The 19157-nt window shown below is 43.0% G+C and carries 12 protein-coding genes, 3 tRNA genes and 1 riboswitch; of the genes, 14 read left to right on the forward strand and 1 reads right to left on the reverse strand.

The features are described 5' to 3' along the window. The first annotated feature begins 38 nt into the window (after positions 1-38). The 14 genes from recC (at position 39) to LIN78_RS13150 (ending at position 18482) form a co-directional block, all read left to right on the forward strand. The gene (gene recC / locus LIN78_RS13085) at positions 39-3371 is read left to right on the forward strand and encodes an exodeoxyribonuclease V subunit gamma (RefSeq protein WP_227181289.1); all 3333 of its coding nucleotides are present in this window, start codon (positions 39-41) and stop codon (positions 3369-3371) included. Beyond that, positions 3368-6991: an exodeoxyribonuclease V subunit beta gene (recB, locus tag LIN78_RS13090; RefSeq protein WP_227181290.1), complete on the forward strand. Its 3624-nt coding sequence runs from the start codon at positions 3368-3370 to the stop codon at positions 6989-6991. Before recC ends, recB begins: the two co-directional genes overlap by 4 nt. A gap of 1 nt (position 6992) precedes the next feature. Then, positions 6993-8834 (forward strand): exodeoxyribonuclease V subunit alpha, encoded by a 1842-nt coding sequence (recD, locus tag LIN78_RS13095; protein ID WP_227181291.1) that lies wholly within the window; start codon positions 6993-6995, stop codon positions 8832-8834. Between the two features lie 92 nt (positions 8835-8926). Further along, a complete protein-coding gene (locus LIN78_RS13100) occupies positions 8927-9124 on the forward strand; it encodes a DUF3079 domain-containing protein (protein ID WP_227181292.1) in 198 nt (65 codons plus the stop codon). 222 nt (positions 9125-9346) lie between these two features. Beyond that, positions 9347-9865, forward strand: a complete 519-nt coding sequence (locus LIN78_RS13105) for a putative pterin-binding protein (protein WP_227181293.1) — start codon at positions 9347-9349, stop codon at positions 9863-9865. Beyond that, entirely contained in the window at positions 9855-12155 is a 2301-nt protein-coding gene (locus LIN78_RS13110; protein ID WP_227181294.1) for an ATP-binding protein, read from the forward strand. The genes LIN78_RS13105 and LIN78_RS13110 overlap by 11 nt, the downstream gene beginning before the upstream one ends. A 178-nt stretch (positions 12156-12333) precedes the next feature. Then, on the forward strand, positions 12334-13575 hold the full coding sequence (locus LIN78_RS13115) for an aspartate kinase (RefSeq protein WP_227181295.1): 1242 nt from the start codon (positions 12334-12336) through the stop codon (positions 13573-13575). Positions 13576-13706: 131 nt separating this feature from the next. Further along, positions 13707-14306, forward strand: coding sequence for an NUDIX domain-containing protein (locus LIN78_RS13120; RefSeq protein WP_227181296.1), 600 nt, complete (start codon positions 13707-13709; stop codon positions 14304-14306). Between the two features lie 75 nt (positions 14307-14381). Beyond that, positions 14382-14474, forward strand: a tRNA-Ser gene (locus LIN78_RS13125). A 25-nt stretch (positions 14475-14499) separates the two neighbouring features. After that, a tRNA-Arg gene (locus LIN78_RS13130) sits at positions 14500-14576 on the forward strand. 34 nt (positions 14577-14610) lie between these two features. Beyond that, positions 14611-14687: transfer RNA gene (locus LIN78_RS13135), tRNA-Arg, on the forward strand. Between the two features lie 130 nt (positions 14688-14817). After that, positions 14818-14918: riboswitch (TPP riboswitch) on the forward strand. 45 nt (positions 14919-14963) lie between these two features. Further along, complete coding sequence (locus LIN78_RS13140) at positions 14964-15962, forward strand: thiamine ABC transporter substrate-binding protein (RefSeq protein WP_227181297.1); 999 nt, start codon at positions 14964-14966, stop codon at positions 15960-15962. A gap of 26 nt (positions 15963-15988) precedes the next feature. Then, complete coding sequence (locus LIN78_RS13145) at positions 15989-17548, forward strand: ABC transporter permease (protein ID WP_227181298.1); 1560 nt, start codon at positions 15989-15991, stop codon at positions 17546-17548. Then, positions 17532-18482, forward strand: coding sequence for an ABC transporter ATP-binding protein (locus LIN78_RS13150; RefSeq protein ID WP_227181299.1), 951 nt, complete (start codon positions 17532-17534; stop codon positions 18480-18482). Before LIN78_RS13145 ends, LIN78_RS13150 begins: the two co-directional genes overlap by 17 nt. A gap of 9 nt (positions 18483-18491) precedes the next feature. Here the strand turns inward: LIN78_RS13150 and msrA are convergent, their stop codons facing one another. After that, positions 18492-19025, reverse strand: coding sequence for a peptide-methionine (S)-S-oxide reductase MsrA (gene msrA / locus LIN78_RS13155; protein WP_227181300.1), 534 nt, complete (start codon positions 19023-19025; stop codon positions 18492-18494). Between the last annotated feature and the right edge of the window lie 132 nt (positions 19026-19157).

The following is a 19157-nucleotide window of genomic DNA, read 5'->3' on the forward strand; positions in this document are numbered from 1 at the left end:
CAGTATGATGTCAGTAGTTTTTCATTTTGATTGAGACCATGTTTTATCTATACCAATCTAATCAGCTAGAAAAGTTATTTGAGTTGCTAAGCGCTGTCACTTCTATCCCATTATCTTCAGTTTTTGAGGAAGAAGTGGTTGTCGTGCAAAGCCAAGGGATGGGGCGCTGGATTACGCTACAACTAGCTGAAAGAGGGGGGATCTGTGCAAATATGCGTTTCCAATTGCCAGCAACTTTTATGTGGCAATTGTTTTGTAGTGTTAATCCCAGTTTACCTAAGCGATCTGCCTTTACGCCTGAAGTAATGGCATGGCGTATTGCGGCAATTCTTGAGGATGAACATTTTCTCTCTGCGCATCCTTCACTATCTAGTTATGTACTAGGGCAAGAGCCAATTAGAAGATTTGAGTTGGCCGCAAAAATTGCCGATACGTTTGATCAGTATTTAATGTATCGCCCAGACTGGATTGATGCTTGGGCTGCCGGAAGGCAGCTGAATCTTGGTGTGGATGAAAAATGGCAACAACCGATTTGGCAAAAATTGTCTGAAACCGATGGGGCTTCTCATCGGGTAAAAATGCTAGAGGATCTGCTGGGTGCCTTAAAGCGTGGTGAAAAGCCGCAACATCTGCCAGAACGTACCATTTTCTTTGCGATTAGTAGCATGCCTCCTGTTTATGTAGAGGTACTGCATAAACTATCTGAATACATTGATATTGCATTGTTTGTCCTGAACCCTTGCGCCGAACCATGGGGACATATTTCTAAATCCAATAGTCAGCAAGCTTCCCTTTTTCTTGAGGTTTCTAAACCGGCTGGGCCAGATGAATGGTACGTCGATGTTGATCATCCGTTGCTTGCCTCTTTAGGTCGTCAAGGTCGAGACTTTATGGATTTGCTCATCGAGCAGCATAGTGCTGTGCTTAAAGATGTTTTTTATCCAAACGAAGCAAATAGTCTGTTGAGTCAATTGCAGAATGATATTTTGCACTTAACTACCCCAAATAAGACATTTGATCTCCAATCGGAGGACGACTCTGTCCAGCTGCATATCTGTCATAGCCCGATGCGAGAATTGGAAGTCTTACATGATCAACTTCTCAGGTTGTTTGACAAAGATCCGACGTTAAAACCTGCTGATGTGGCGGTATTAATGCCAGATATTAATACCTACGCACCATTGATCGATGCTGTATTTAGCAAGCGTGAGGGTGTGCCTTACATTCCGTATGGTATTGCGGATAGGGCTTTGCAATCTGAACAACCCTTAGTCAACGCATTTGCTGATTTGCTAAAAGTACTGACATCCCGCTTTGAAGTGAATACGGTTCTGGCGCTGTTAGAGTGCCAAGCGATTGCGACAAAGTTTAATTTACAAGCCAGTGATTTGCCCGAAATTAGAGAGTGGGTAGAGGCTGCAGGTATTCGTTGGGGCAGAGACGCTAAGCATAAAGAACAGCTAGGGCTGCCTCCAGACGAGCTATATACCTGGCGGTATGGCATTGATCGATTAATGCTGGGGGTAATTTTACCCGAGACAAGCCATCGACATTTACCACTTTGGCAACAAATTGCCCCAGTAGAACTAGCTGTGGGTAAACAAAACCATCAACTTGCTGGTTTATATGCATTTGTGCAATGCCTGTTCGATTGGTCTGAAAAGCTGCAAGCGCAAGATCGATCCGCAACGCAGTGGGTGGAAGTATTGCATGAGTTGTTGGAAGCATTCTTTATCACAGAACAGCTAGATGATGCGTCGCTACAGCCTATCCGAGAAAGAGTAACGCAATTATCAGCAGATGCGAGATTGGCACATTACGAAAAAGAGATTCCAGTCTCTTGGTTGATTGCTTGGTTAGAGCAAGGGTGGAAACAAGCCTATGGTTCTACAGGCTTTTTATCTGGCGGGATTACATTTTGCGCAATGGTGCCAATGCGTAGTTTGCCATTTAAAGCCATTTGTCTTTTGGGTTTAAATGATGGTGATTTTCCTCGTCATCTTCAGCCACATTCATTTGATTTAATGCAGAGGCATTACCGTAAAGGGGATAGATACAGACGCTTTGATGATCGTTATTTATTTCTTGAGGCACTTTTATCTGCCAGATCGTATCTGTACCTAAGCTATGTGGGGACGAGTATTCGAGATGGCAGCGAGCTTCCTCCTTCTCCTTTATTAGCCGAAGTGATGGATGTTATCGAAGCGACTTGTGCCTACGATGATCGTGATAAAGGCGTGCCCAATTCGATTGGAAAACCTGTTATTGATTGGAAACAATCACAACTGATTCGCCATCCTCTTCAAGCATTTGATCCACTGTACTTTCAAGGTAATTCGCGTATCCAAAGCTTTTCTGCACCATTAGCGGAGGCTAGTGGCCTCGCTGGTAGTGGTAGTAGCATCCCCAAACAGTGGATGACACAACTACCTATTGAAAACTTGCCACCACATGAGTTAACGACTTGGCTAAGTTGTTTCAGAAATCCAATTCGATTTTTAATGACGCAACGTTTGGGAATCAAATTACCTTACTTAGAGGAAAAATTGGCGACGGTAGAGCCGTTCCAATTGGATTGGATGGGCAAGCAGAAAGTAAGAGAGGATCTAACTTCTGTGATCGCCCTACAAGAACAAAACGAGGGCGTTGATTATTCATTATCAAATGCACATGCGGTTCTCCCCTTAGGGAAATTAGGGAAGTTTGCCTATCAGCATGAAAAAGAATCTGTATTGTCTGCGTTATCTGAACTGGTCAAACTGCCTGCATCCCTTCCGGAGCGTTTGCCATTTAAGCTTTCCCTATCGAGCGGAGTCTTAACGGGTGTTCTAGGGGGGGTGCATGGAATCCGCCTAACGAGTGAGGGGCTGGTTGGTGGTGAGCCAGATAAGCTTAGAAGCTATCATAAATTTACTTTATGGATTCAGCATCTCATCCTTTGCGCCTTAACACCAAACGACATTCCACTTACTAGTCGCTGGGTGGGCTTGGATGAAAAACTAACTGCTGAAGTCTTTCAGTTAACACCCGTGAAAGAGCCCTTAATCTATCTAGATCAAATTGCAGCATGCTTTCATGAGGCTTGGTGCAAGCCACTTCCATTTTTTATTAAAAGTTCGGATACATGTATGTGTTCGTTTAATAAGTATGAAGATGAGGTAAAGGCCTTAAAAGCTGCAAGTAGCGAATGGGATGCTCCAAGTTATCGCTACAACGCGTTTCAGCGTGGGGAAAGTGAGAATCCGTATTATCAGCAAATGTTTAGAAACGAGAGCCCAATCAACGATGAATTCGTTACGTTAACTAAGTTACTCCTCTCGCCAATGTATGAGCATGCTGAAACCATGAAATTATCTGGAGATGCAGAATGACAAAACCTGCATTATTTGATTTTCCTTTATCTAAATTGCAATTAATTGAGGCCAGTGCAGGAACAGGGAAAACATGGACCATTTCCGGCCTTTTTGTAAGATTGATTCTTGAAGCCAACTTATCTGTGGAGCAGATATTAGTTGTAACGTACACCAAAGCCGCAACGGCAGAACTAAGAGATCGATTGCGCAAGCGGCTAGCCGAAGTTAGGCTCTGGTTAGAAACGGGTAAATTTGATGAGCAAGATCACTACGCGAAAGCTGTCGTTTCGGCCTATCAAACCATTGATGAAAAAGCCGATGCATTAAAGAAAATCACCAATGCGATCAGAGGGTTTGATCAAGCGGCAATTTATACCATTCACGGTTTCTGCCAGCGAGTACTAACAGATGCTGCGTTAGAGGCAGGGGTGCCTTTTGAACAAGAGCTCATAACAGATGATAGCGATATTGTTCGTGAACTGATTGAAGATGAATGGCGCGTATGGGCTTATCAAGGCCATTCTTCTGTTTTGTCATGGGTGGCTTCTAAAAAGATTACGCCAAGTGATGTGTTTGATGATTTACGCAAGTGGGTGGGCAAAAACTACCTGCAGTACGCAGATATTCCAGATGTCGATTTAGATGGCGCATGGAAAAATTTTGCTGAACAATTTGTCACAACCCAATCAGAATGGCTACGTTCGCATGAAGACATTGCGAAACGTTTACTTAGTGGTGGCTTAAATGCGAGATCTTATTCGCCTGTGAAGATAGAAGGCTGGCTAAAAGAACTAGCCACGGTATTTGCTACAGATAACGTGAACTTAGCGAATGTGCCAGATTGGCTAGATAAGCTAGGCAGCCAAAAACTAATTGCAGCGACAAAGAAAAATTGCGATGCACCTACGCATCCTTTTTTCGATAAGGTTGAAAAGCTCGTCGAATACTATGCAAAAGTAAATGAGTCGATTAGCTTAGCGTACCTCCATTGGCAAGTTGGCCTACTCAAAAAATGCAATCAGTTATTGCCAGAGAAAAAAACAAGACTAGGCGTACTGTCTTTTGATGACTTATTAAATCGACTTGCCGAAGCACTGCAAACGAATAGTGCAACTACGCTGATTCAAAAGGTGAATCAACAGTTCAAAGCAGCGTTAATTGATGAATTTCAGGATACAGATCCAGTCCAGTATCAGATTTTTCATACACTTTTTCATGAAAGTGATTCACCGGTATTTTTGGTTGGCGATCCCAAACAGGCAATCTATAGTTTTCGCGGGGCAGATATTTTTACCTATTTGTCTGCTAGATCAGATACCGCTAATCAGTTCTCTCTAGACGTGAATCAACGGTCTGCAGAACCGCTAGTCAAGGCGGTAAACCAACTTTTTCTTGCCGCTAAGCGGCCATTTGCCGTTCCAGGCATCACGTATGAGGATGTGGGCGCTAAGCAGATAGTGAATGCACTAAAATCAGCAGATGGATTATCCCCACTTTGCTTATCTTATTTTGATGTCGAGGAGGAAGACGACGAACTCAAAAAGGAATCAGCAAACCATTTGGCTGCAGAAGGGTGTGCAACTGAAATTGTTCGATTGTTAAATCAAACAACAGAAACATTGGCCATTGAAGATGCTAAAGCCAGCCAATCTAACTTAAGAAGGATTCACGGTGGGGATATTGCCGTACTGGTGAATACCCATAAGCAAGGTGCTTTGATGATGGAGGCACTTTCTAAACGGAAAGTGCCAGCCGTACAGCAAGCGACGATTAGTGTGTTTGAAACCAGAGAAGCAGAAGAGCTACTGCGTGTATTACAAGCTATTCAAGCTCCGCAAAACCACAAGTTAATTAAAGCGGCATTGATTACCGATTACTTTGGTTATTCAGGAGAGCAACTTGAAGCGCTAGCAAATGAATCAGAAGATTGGGATATTCGTCTTGAACAATTTACTCGCTATTTAGATATCTGGAAGAGTAGAGGGTTTATGCCGATGGCGAGGACATGGTTAGAGGACGAGCGGTTGGCTTCTAAGCTGCTTAATTTCCAAGACGGCGAAAGACGATTAACCAATTTACTACATTTGTTTGAATTAATTCAGACCGAAAGTGTTGCTAGCCATGGTTTGGAGTCGCTCATCGATTGGTTTATTGATCAATGTAATCAATCTTCTTCTTCACAAGATGAAGTACAAACACGGTTAGAAAGTGATGCGAAGCGCGTCAAAATTGTCACCATTCATGCAAGTAAAGGGCTTGAGTATCCAATTGTATTCTGCCCGTTTACTTGGAGTGGTAGCAAGTTTAAGCAAAATGGCATGTTAGTTGGCAGAAATGAAAATAACGAGCCAGTCTTACATTTTCTGCCAGATGAACAGGTCGCTGAGCAAGTTCAATTAGAAGAATATGCAGAAAAACTTAGGCTGCTATACGTTGCCCTGACCCGCGCAAAATATAGGTGTTATGTTGCATGGCATAAGGTGAGTGAATGCGCATACGCACCCTTAAGTTGGCTGTTGCATCCGCTATCTGAAGAGTCCGAGAACCCAAGATTAGATTTGCAGAATCACTTTGCAGCGGTATTGACGTTAACCTCTTCAGAACTCATTGCAAATATGCAAGCTTTGGCTAATGAAAAGCCGACTTATTATTCCTTGGTTAAATGGACAAATAAAGACGACTTATATATTAAGCCAGCCAGTGAAACTTTAGCGTTAGAACCAGGTGTATTTTCTAGGCTATTAAAGTCCTCTTGGCAAATGAGTAGTTTCACCTCTTTAACACGCCAAGTAAGTGCTCAAGTCACGGAAATGCCAGACTATGATGGCGCGCCAATCCTGTTAGAAGAACCTGCGAATGATGAAAATACTGATCTCACCATGTTCGATTTTCCAAGGGGAGCTCGCGCAGGTACGTTCTTACACACGCTCTTCGAAAGTATTGATTTCACTAAAATGGATGATCCTAATGAAGAAGAGATTATCCAGAACCTACTTCTAGATCATGGTTATGAACCGCACTGGCTGGGTATTTTGACAGGAATGGTTCGATCTACCTTACGCCAACCAATGAATGAAAGTGGCCATTCACTATCTATGGTGAGCAATGGCCGACGTTTTGTCGAAATGGAGTTTACTTTTAAATTACCTAGTATTCCCATGTTGAAGTTGTCCGAACTATTATCAAATCCAAGCTGGGAAGTACCTATGCCATTTCAGATGGCAGCAAAATCACTCGACTTTTCTACAATGAATGGCTACTTAAAAGGGTTTATTGATTTAATCTGTGAAATAGACGGGAGGTTCTATTTAATTGATTACAAATCAAATTGGCTTGGCAATCGACCTGAAGATTACTCAGCTAGCAACCTCACGCACGCCATTGCTGTAGAGCATTATTACTTACAGTTTTTAATTTACACAGTCGCGCTTCATCGCTATTTAGCCAAACGGATGCCTGACCAGTACCGCTACGAAACCCACTTTGGCGGCGTTCGATATTTATTTTTAAGAGGCACGGCGACAGATATACCGCATTGTGGCGTGTTCTCGTATACCCCGCATCCACAGTTGGTTGTCGCACTCGATGCATTATTTGCAGAAAGTCTTTCAAATCAATCTTTCGCAGAGGTTGAGTAGCATGCAAGCCGAATTACAAACAGTCACTGAGTTTCCCGAGCAAATTACCAAGGTGCTTTCTCTGTTAGCACAGATCGATAATCCAGTTGTCGAAGCCTTAATACTAAGGCTTGCCAATAGCTTGCAAGAAGGACATGTTTGTTTGCATCTGTCGACAGATGAAATTAATGACCTGTCTCATCGTCATCAGTCCATTAATGGTCTTATCGGTAGCCCAACTGAATTTACACCCCTCATACTTGATGGCCATAAGCTGTATTTTCACCGTTATTGGCTGTATGAAGACCGATTCGCCAATCAGTTATGCAAAAGACTAAACCAGCAGTCAGCAAACGTAGATGAAGCGCAAATCAAATTGTTGCTAAATAAATTGTTTGCAAATAAATTGGATGATATTGATTGGCAAAAAGTGGCAGTTGCTGCGGCATCGTTGTCTAACTTCACGATTATTTCAGGAGGTCCTGGAACAGGAAAAACCAGTACGGTTCTTCGTCTGTTGCTCTTGCTGCAAGGCCTAGCTAAGCAGCCATTAACGATTCGCTTAGCTGCGCCAACGGGGAAAGCCGCTGCCAGGATGGGTGAGGGCATGCGAAATGCCATTCAGAAGTTACCTTCAGATGCACAAGCGGAGCTAAAGCCCATCTTAGAGACACTACCCACACAAGCAGAGACACTACATCGATTACTCGGTCCAAATGGGCATCGCTTTACTCACCACGCTTTGTATCCGTTGTCGCTAGATGTGTTGGTGGTAGACGAGGCCTCTATGATCGATCAAGCAATGATGTATCACTTGTTCGAAGCCTTGCCACCGTCAGCAACCGTGATTCTTTTGGGAGATAAAGATCAGTTAAGTTCGGTTGACGCTGGCAGCGTATTTTCGGATCTGTGTGAGAAGACGTTGATCTCTCCAGCAAATGCGACACGACTTTCCGAGATCACAGATTACCAAATTCCTGCCAACCCAGTTGGTAATCAAAACATGCATCCTGTTCAAAATGATATGTTTAGTGACATAGAGTTTACTGAAAGCAATACCTATGACGCTTTACTAGCTCAGCAAGTCCAGGTGTTAAAACATAGTTATCGATTCGCTAGCGTGCCGGGCATTGGCGCATTAGCCAATGCAATTTTGGCGCAAGACCTAAGCGCATTAAACCCTGTTTTTGAAGTGCATCCATCACTTGTCTGGCAAAAAAATGCAGAGTACGAGGACATGCTCGGTTCATTGGCTGAACGCTTTCAACCGTACTTTGAAGTGATTAATGATTCTTTAATTAACGATCCAACTATTTGGATGAATACCGTCGATCAATTTAGAGTGCTAACGGCATTAAAAGATGGTCCATATGGTGCACTAGGCATAAATAGGGCTTTAGAAAGACGTTTCCAGCTAAAGCATTGGATACGACCGACAACTCAAAATGGAAGGTCCATTTATCATGGCCTATTAATCATGGTCGTACAGAATGACTACCAATCAGGGTTATTTAACGGGGACGTAGGGATTGTCCAGCAGGATCAACAAACCGGGAAGTGGCATGCTCGCTTCCCGCAAATTGATGCAGATTGGAAATCTATCCCGTTGAACCGTCTGCCAGATTGGGTACCTGCTTGGGCAATGACCATTCATAAAAGCCAAGGTTCGGAGTTTGACCATGTTGCCATTGTGTTACCCAACCAGTTTTCACCAATTATCAACCGGTCGTTGCTATACACTGCCGTTACTAGAGCAAAACAAAATGTAACACTGTGGGGGAAACAAAATATTGTCTTTGAAGGGGTAAAAAACCATCCGAAAAGAATGTCAGGCTTAGCAGACAGGCTAAATCGTGTTACTTAATTGCTCATCAGTTGATTTACGTCTAATTTGCACGAATAAATTCAATTTACGATTGCCCTTGTGAGGAATCTTTGAAAGGGTAGTTGTCTGTAATGAAGAAGCTACCAATCCAACCCAAACACCCAGAGCGAATTTGCTGGGGATGTGACAAATACTGCGCTACATCACAAATGTATTGCGGAAACGGTTCAACTAGAACGATGCACCCAATAGAAATTTTTGGCGAAGATTGGGCTGACATGCTATCAGAAGAAGAAAAACATCGTTTTGGATTAACGATCAAGCACTAATGTCATTTAAAAATAGTTTTTTCGAAATAGTTATTTCAAGAATGATTGGATTGAATACATTATTCTTTGTATTTCTTTTTAATTTTCTTTTATTTTTTGTGGTGGAATCAGGAAAGATATTGCTAAAATCCGCCGCACAGTCTATCACTAGTAGTGGAATCTGCTGCTACGCATTAAATCATAGCAGCCAGTAAATTAAACAGACAAACAGGGAGTGATATTATGCAAGGGCTTTTGAATCGTTGGCTAGGTGTGGGTGTTGTTGCGATTAGCTTGGCCGTTTCAACCGCTTACGCAGAGGATTTACCGGCTCCTAAAGGGCCTGTCGTACTGACCATTACTGGTAATCTGACCAAATCGAATAAAGATGCTCACACAGCTCAATTCGATATGGAAATGTTGAAAAAAATTGGCATGAAAAAGGTGCAAACCTCCACCACATGGACCAAAGGCAAACCAACATTTGAAGGTCCATTAGCCAGAGATATTCTGAAATTAGTTGGTGCAACTGGTGCAAAAGTAAATGCAATTGCAATTAACGACTATAAAGTAGAAATTCCAACTGCAGATTTTACAAAGTATGATGTGATTATTGCCGCAACCATGGATGGCAAAGCAATGTCACGTAGGGATAAAGGTCCTCTATGGGTGATTTACCCTCGAGATCAACATCCTGAACTAGTGAGTCCAGAGGCAGACTCTAAGTTCTTGTGGCAATTAAAGGCGTTGGATGTTAAGTAAACTAAAGCAATTTTTTAGTTCTCCAAAATCGAGACCACTCATTGGGTGGTCTCTTTTTGCAGGCGTGATCACCGCATTGGCGGTGACACTCTGGAATGCTTTTGTCCATATTCCACTAGAAAAATCAGAACAACTATCGTCTCGTTTTGATAGCCCATTTTGGGCTTCTGCACAGCTAGAAATTGAATATGAACGCTTTTTGATGGCGTTAACTAGATACGAGAGTAAAGCCCCCGAAGTTAGTTATGATGATATGACCACCAGACTAGACATCTTGTGGAGCCGCCTACAGCTTTTTCATGAAGAAAATGTCCATGGCGAAGAGTTGCGTAGTATTCGTGGTGCGAAGCCTACGATTGCAGGACTAAAAAAAGTCTTAGAAGATATAGATCCAGTTATCCAGGATTTTCAAGCCGGCGATGAAAAAACTTACCAAGCCTTGATGGCCAAGTTATTGCCTTTACGCTCAGGGCTTCATGACCTTACTGTTCAAGCCAACCATGATGAAACCAATTTAAGAACAGAAACCGTTGTCAGACAAAAGCATGCATACGAATGGCTAGGTTGGGCATTTGCCGCTATGTTTGTTATCGGCTGGTTTGTGCTGCTTAGCCTTTATCTCAACCTTCAAAAGAATAAACGCATTCTTGAAGCCGTTAATCAAAAGAATGATGCCTTACATTTAGCTAAAGAAAATGCCGAAATTGCGAACAGGGCAAAATCACAATTCCTAGCTACCATGAGCCATGAAATTAGAACGCCAATGAATGGCGTGATTGGCATGGCTGAGTTGCTTAGTTATACCCCATTAAATGAAGAGCAAACACAGTTTGTCTCCACTATTCGTGAATCTGGCCAAGCATTAATTGAAGTGATTAATGACGTACTCGACTACTCTAAAATGGAGGCAGATAAGCTTGTGCTACACCCGCATGAGTTTAATTTGCTCGAGCTGTTAGAAAGTGTGGTTGAAGTAATCGCGCCTAAAACCTTTGATAAGCAAATTGATTTAATCTTAGATTATCCAAAAGATTTACCTGCTGTATGGGTGGCGGATGGTGGTCGCGTTCGTCAAATTTTGCTCAATCTGGTTGGTAATGCGGTTAAGTTTACAGAATCAGGTTCGGTTAAATTGCGTGTAGCACCTACTACTTCTAGTGACGGTTTATTATTTGAAGTCATTGATACAGGAATTGGCATTCCTGTATCAGAACAAAGCCATTTATTTTCCCCTTTTACCCAGGTAGATGCCTCGTTATCACGCAAATTTGAAGGGACTGGACTTGGGCTTGCTATTTCTAAGCGCCTAATCGACTTGATGAAAGGTCAAATTGGATTATTTAGTCGCGCAGGGCAGGGAAGTACTTTCTGGTTCAAATTACCGATCGAAGCATTGGCTTCTCAACCGGTAACCGCCATTGATCCGGTAGAGCCTTTGTTATCTGATATCCATATTGAAATTATTGACAGTCAAGTTACTGTTGTTGAATGGTTACAAAGTCAGTTTGAAGATTATGCAGTGCCGCATCGCCTGCATCATGCGAAAGACGAGTTTTTTGCCTCATTTAAGAACGAGCAACACACTCGAAAGTCTGTCTTAGTGGTTTCTGTCGATGTAGACGATAGAAATAAAGTCACCGATTTATTGAATCAGTTATCTGAAATTAGAACATCTCATGCAATTCCGGTGATTTTGCTTGGCGCACTACCTAGTCAAGATTTACCAAGTTTCGCTAAGTTGCCGATCATTGCGCTAAGAAAACCATTTACTAGGAAAACCTTACAAAATGCACTGAAAAAAGTAGCAGATGCATTCAATAATTCCAGTAAATCAATTTCAGTGGATGCAGAAACCATCAGTATTCAACCGAAGGCCTTACCAAACGCTGATGCACCCTTGGCAAAAGTGTTATTAGCCGAAGATAACTTGGTCAATCAAAAGGTAGCCGCTGCACTCTTAAATAAGTATGGTTACAGCGTCATTATCGCAAACAATGGTGCTGAAGCAGTAAGAATCCTGATGGAGTCACAGCCAGACTTTATCTTGATGGATATTCACATGCCTGAAATGGATGGCTTAGCCGCAACCGCGGCTATTCGGGCCATGGCTGAGCCTTTATGTAGAACGCCTATTATTGCAATGACTGCAAATGCCATGCCGGAAGACCGTGAGCGTTTTCTGGGGGCCGGTATGGATGATTACCTAGCAAAACCAATTAATGCCCAAGAATTTAGAACTACCTTGGAGCATTGGGCGAATATGGTTAAACGAAAAAGCCGCTTAAGCTAAATGTCCGTAATGTGAACTGAATTGCACAGTGATGACAGTTTTGTGATCTTTCAACGACATTTACGTGACTTAGACTATTGTTTTTTGCCTAATTTTCTTCTTATCTCCCTTTCTAACTGATTGTTTTGCAGTAGAATATCCCTCTTATTTTTTGTTTGTTAATTTATCGGAATAGGCAATGGCGCTCATCGTTCAGAAATACGGCGGCACCTCCGTGGGGAGCCCCGAACGCATTAAGAATGTCGCCAAGCGGGTGGCTCGTTTTAAAGAAGCAGGTCATCAGCTGGTGGTAGTAGTTTCCGCTATGAGTGGCGAAACGAACCGCCTGATTGCCCTTGCAAAAGAAATCCAGTCTTCACCTGATCCTAGAGAATTGGATGTTCTAGCGTCTACAGGAGAGCAGGTTACGATTGCCTTGCTATCTATGGCGCTGCAAGAACTCGGTTACAAAGCCAAAAGCTATACCGGTGGGCAAGTGCGCGTACACACAGATAACGCTTTTACGAAAGCGCGTATCGAACATATTGATACCGAACGCATGCGTGCGGACCTAGACAACGACACCATTTTGATCGTTGCTGGTTTCCAAGGGATGGACCCTGACGGTAACATCACTACGTTAGGTCGTGGTGGTTCTGATACTTCTGGTGTTGCATTGGCTGCTGCACTACAGGCAGACGAATGTCAGATTTATACTGATGTGGACGGTGTTTATACAACGGATCCACGCATTGTGCCAGACGCTAGACGTCTAGAGACAATTACCTTTGAAGAAATGCTAGAACTAGCAAGTCAAGGTTCTAAGATTTTGCAAATTCGTTCAGTAGAGTTTGCAGGTAAATACAAAGTCAAATTGCGCGTGCTTTCCAGCTTCATGGATGATCCAGGCGCAGGCACCCTGATTACATTTGAGGAAGATAGCAATATGGAAAAGCCAGTCATCTCCGGTATCGCATTTAACCGTGATGAAGCGAAAATTACTGTTCGTGGCGTACCTGACAAACCAGGTATTGCATACCAAATTCTTGGCCCAGTTGCGGATGCAAATGTTGATGTAGACATGATCATTCAAAACATCAGCCACGATGGCACAACAGACTTCTCTTTCACTGTGCATCGTAACGATTTCAATCGTGCGAAGCTGATCTTGGAAGAAACGCTATCTCATATCGGTGGCGCAAGTGTGACCGGCTCTGCCGATGTAGCCAAAGTATCGATCGTTGGTATCGGCATGAAATCACACGCTGGCGTTGCTAGTACCATGTTCCGTGCGTTGGCTGAAGAAGGTATTAATATTCAGATCATCACTACTTCTGAAATTAAGATTTCAGTTGGTATTGATGAAAAATACATGGAGCTAGCAGTACGTGTGCTTCATAAAGCATTTGAATTAGATAAAGAGCCAGCACCATTGGCTTAATCTAGTTTTACTGCTGAGAAAAAAGGGTAGCGTATTCGCTGCCCTTTTTTTATTGGTGAAGTCTTTTAATGCGAGACTTAACTAGATTTCGCTACTACAAAAAAACTCAGTAACCAGTGAGGCGCTTCGAAATGACTCAGCAAAAAGTTCGCATGTTAGAAGATAGGTTGCTATATGAGGGCTGGAATACGCTAAGACAACTCTCATTAGAATATCAACATGATTCCGGTGTGGTTCAGCATCTTCAGCGTGAGCTATATGTAAAAAGCCCTGGCGCAGGTGTTTTACTCTATAACGAAGTAAATGATACGGTTGTACTGGTTAAACAGTTTAGAACGCCATTATTTTATCTAAATGAAGAGCCGATGTTGGTTGAAGTGTGTGCTGGCCTTTTAGATGGGGAGGATCCTGAAACGGCGATTAAGCGGGAAATCCTTGAGGAAACAGGGTATCAGGTCGATCATGTCGATTTTGTCATGAAGGTATTTACTAGCCCTGGCGTCGTGACTGAATACTTGATGCTATACACAGCCAATATTCGGGATACTCAGCGAATTGCTCGCGGTGGTGGCTTAGTGGAAGAAGGTGAAGAGATTGAGTTGATTGAATGGCCATTATCTTTGTGTGAAGAAAAACTAATGGCTGGTGAGATTCAAGATGCTAAAACGGTGATTTTGCTGCAAAATTTGCTTATAAAACAGGCAAAAACACGACATTTGCAGAAAAAGTGATGATATTGAAGATTTTTCTGCAATAAGGTGTTGACGAGAGTAGGGAATATCTATAATATTCGCATCTCTGTTGACGGAGAGATGGCCGAGTGGTCGAAGGCACTCCCCTGCTAAGGGAGCATGCGGGCAAAACCTGCATCGAGGGTTCGAATCCCTCTTTCTCCGCCACAATAGAACTAAGTTGTAAAGCAGCGCACCCGTAGCTCAGTTGGATAGAGTATTTGGCTACGAACCAAAGGGTCGGGCGTTCGAATCGCTCCGGGTGCGCCACTAACAACTTAACTTCTGTAGAAATACAGGCAACGCACCCGTAGCTCAGTTGGATAGAGTATTTGGCTACGAACCAAAGGGTCGGGCGTTCGAATCGCTCCGGGTGCGCCAGATTCAAGAAAAAAGCCGCTTTTAGCGGCTTTTTTCATTTGTAATGTTTATTTCTTGGTAGTGCCTTTTTCTACCACTTAAACGTTTTATAATATTTAACCTGACAAGGTTAATTTATAAAATAATCTGTCGTTAACACCGGGGGTGTCTGCATAGATGTTATGCAGACTGAGATATACCCTGTACCTGATCTGGGTCATGCCAGCGGAGGGAGCGTGTTTTCTCATGCATTCTACTTCCCCTGCATAGCCCCTTTTAACTAGTTTGAGAGGGAATATGTTTCGTCGTTTACTATCAGCTACCTTGCTTTTAACTACTTTTGGTGCGTCGGCCGCCGAATTAAGAGTGCTTACTCATAGTTCTTTTTCAGTTGATAAAAAACTGATTGCTGAATTCGAAGCGCAAAATGCAGCGAAAGTCTCTGTCATTAAAGCTGGCGATGCTGGTGAAATGCTAAATAAGCTAATCCTGACAAAGTCTGCGCCAATTGCGGATGTTGTTTATGGCATTGATAACCTGCTTGTTGCTAAAGCGACAGATGCAGATGTTTTGGTTAAGCCAACGCCAGTTAAATCGCCTAAACAAGCGTTTAGCGAGTACCTGACTACCGTCGATTATGGCTTGGTGGCACTAAATTACGATAAAGCCTATGTCTCTGAGCATAAATTAGTATTGCCGAAATCATTGGATGATTTCACAAAACCTCAGTTCAAAGACCTGTTAGTGGTAGAGAACCCTGCAACCAGTAGTACGGGCTTAGCTTTTATGATGGCAACCGTTCATCATCTAGGTAAAGCAAAAGCATGGGCATTCTGGGGTAAGTTGAAGGCCAATGGCGTAAAAGTAACGCAAGGCTGGAGCGATGCTTACGAAAAAGAGTTCTCTAAAAATGGTGGTACCAGACCATTTGTTGTCAGTTACAGCACGTCTCCTTCTGCCGAAGTCTTCTACAGCGAAGGTAAACTCAGCGTTCCGCCTACTGACAATCTGTTTGTTCCGGGTAGCTACTTTATGCAGGCTGAAGGTATTGGACTGGTAAAAGGTGGCAAAGAAGCGCAATTAGCGGGTAAGTTTATTCAATTTATGGTTTCTAAATCTGTGCAAGCAGACTTGCCTACCAATATGTGGATGTATCCGGTCAGAGAAGATGTTGTGCTGGATAAAACTTTTAGCTTCGCGACCTTGCCAACCAAACTAACGAAACCTGTTGTGCCTAAATCAGGTAAAGAAGTGCAGCAACTAGTTGCTGAATGGCAAAAATTGATGCGCCCCTAAGCGTCGCTTGTAGGATGTATTTGAAAATGCCACAAAATAAGTTTAGCGTTTCTACGTTACTTAGTTTTGTGGCATTTTTCTATTTGGCCTTAATGATTGCGTGGCCTTTAACGCGTTTGTTGTTTGATTATCCAATTAGCTTGGATCTTCTCCAAGATAGTTATTATTGGAAAAGAGTCGGTATCACTGTTTTTCAGGCGAGCCTTGCTGCATGTTTGTGCGTGGTGATCGCCTTACCTGTTGCTTGGATATTGTCTGAGTATCGTCCGAAGTGGGCACGACTTTTTCTGCGTTTGGTGTTACTGCCTTATCTTATGCCAACGATTGTTGGCTCCCTCGCCATTTTGGCACTTGCTGGTCCGCGAGGTTGGTTTCCTATTTTACCGTCAGAGGGCTTTTTGCCGCTGATGTGGGGGTACGTTTTTTATAACCTTGGGATTAGTATTTGGACAATTTACCAAGCATTGCAACGTGTTTCGTCGAATCAAATTTCAGCGGCAAAGGTATTGGGCGCCTCAGGTTGGCAGATTAAGCGACGTATTATTTGGCCCGCTATAAAAAATGCAGTGTTGGCATCTTGGCTGTTAGCCTTTTTATTTTGTGGCACCAGTTTTGGGGTTGCCTTACTGCTAGGTGGGCGAGAGTGGGCAACCTTAGAAGTTGAAATATATGAGCTAACCGCATTACAGCTAGATTTACCCTCTGCAGCTTTTGTTGCGCTTATTCAACTCTTTATGTGCGCATTGGTTGTCTATGCCTATGCCAAATTGTCTTTGCCGGTAAAAGCTGAGCGACAATTAGCATTTAAGCAGGTTGGCATCCAACGTACGATGCGGTGGTTTTATTACTTGCCCATTCTAGTTGCTGCGATCATCTCAATTGCCCCAATGGTTGGCTTGGTCGTTAAATCGTTACTCGGTGGTTATCAAGTTTATCTCGCTATTTTTCAGGATGAAGCGTTTTATCCTGCACTTAAAAATAGTCTGTTCTTTACGGGATTAAGCCTGCCTTGTATTAGTGTGATTGGTTTAATTGTTGCGAGTCAGGTGCGAAAGGGCGGCACACTAAAACTGTTAGTGACATACTCTCCTTATCTAATCTCCTCCTCTTTGCTCGCATTAGCATTGTTGGTTGCTTATCCTTCCTTTATTGCTAGTCTGTGCTTGCTGATCGCGGGTTATGTTTTGTTGGCTTATCCTTTAATGGCGAGACAGGTTTCATTGGCTTGGGGGCAACTACCTCCTAGGTTAGGTGAGGCAGCCCATTCTTTAGGCGCTAGTCGAGGCCAGTCTTTTTGGCGAATCGATGTTCCCATTCTATTACCAGCAATACAGTCTGGATTAGCGTTTGCTGCGGCGACTACGCTGGGTGAGTTTGCCGTTACCTTGTTTTTATCAAGACCAGAATGGACGACGATTACAACGCTGATTTATGAAAAACTAGGGAAGCCGGGTATTGCCAATTTTAATCAAGCATTAGCCTTATCTGTCCTTCTATTGGTAGTTTCAACTGCTGTGTTTTATCTAATTAACTTACCGATTTTGAGATGGGTACGCAAAGGAGCCGCTTTTGTTAACCGTTCATGAGCTGAGTAAGACATATTTGGGTGCAACTAAACCTGCCGTTCATCAGATTTCATTTTCGCTTGAAAAAGGGGATACGCTTGCATTATTAGGGCCGAGTGGTTGTGGGAAAACCACGGTACTTAGATTACTTGCTGGTTTAGAACTACCAGACGCTGGAGAGATTTCTTTTGCTGGCACTCGCTTAGATCTACTCTCGGTAGCAAATCGTAAAATTGGTTTCGTCTTTCAGGATTATGCCTTGTTCCCTCATTTAACTGTTTGGGAAAACGTGGCATTTGGCTTAAGTATGCAAGGGGTTTCTTCGGCTAGTTTGAAGGAGAGGGTTGATAACTGGCTAGTGAGGTTGCGAATTGCAGATCTCGCTGAGCGTTACCCGAATGATATTTCAGGTGGTCAACAACAGCGCGTAGCCGTCGCAAGAGCCATGGCTCCTGAGCCGCAGCTTTTGTTGCTAGATGAGCCTTTTTCAAATTTGGACGCTCAGCTAAGAGAGGACTTACAGCAACAGTTACGCGCTTTACTGAAGGGCTCTGGGCAAACTTCTATTTTTGTAACGCATGACCAGCAAGAAGCTTTTTATCTGGCAGATCAAATGTTGATCATGAATGAAGGCCTTTGTGTGGTTGCTGGTGTTGCAGATGATTTATATAGCCAACCAAAAAATGAGTGGGTAGCAGGCTTCCTTGGTCATAAGAATATAAAAAATGCTACCTTATGGCCTGATGAGGCATTTGGTTTTGATGGGGAACCAACCGCTAAAATAGAAGCGCTTCATTTCCAAGGCAATAATCTTACTGTAGAGGTGATTGCCTTGGACGAACGTTGGGTGTTGTCTCTTTCACGAAGAGAGTGGATTGCACTAGGACGACCAACTGCCGGCTCGCTTATTCCGCTCTCTGTTGATGTAACGAAAGCAGTTGCTCTTACTGCTTAATCACGGCATTTACTTCATTAAATGCTTAAAATATTCTTCCAATTTATGTAACTTTGGATGAATAACCGCTTGGCAATAGGGTTGGTATGGGTTTTTATTAAAATACCCAAAGTGATAAGACTCTGCTGGATAGAACGTGCTTGCTTTACTGACCTCTGTCACAATCGGGTTTGGAAAGTAACGTCCATTATCCAACTGCTGAATCACTTCGCTTGCCGTACTTTCCTGATCTTCATCATGGCAAAAAATAGCAGAGCGATATTGCGTGCCTGTATCGTGACCTTGTCTATTAAGGGTGGTTGGATCATGCGTCGCAAAAAACACCATCAATAAAGCTTTAAAGTCGATAATTTCTGGTTGGTAGTGGATTTGAATGACTTCTGCGTGCCCGGTCACCCCGGTACAGACTGCTTTATAGTCTGGGCTATCGGTGTGCCCCCCCATATAACCAGGGGCAATTGTGACAACACCTTGTAATCTGGCAAATACGGCCTCTGTACACCAAAAGCAGCCGCCCGCTAGGGTTGCAATTTGTTGATTCATTTTTATTACCTTCCCAAACTATTTACATTCAAGTATATACCGCTAATAGCGACTTGCCATCTAGATTGCTACATGGTTTTTCTGACCATGCTCACGTAAAATACGTTCAAATTTAATTTATGTTGATAGGTT

This window comes from Leeia speluncae (assembly GCF_020564625.1).
GTDB lineage: Bacteria > Pseudomonadota > Gammaproteobacteria > Burkholderiales > Leeiaceae > Leeia > Leeia speluncae.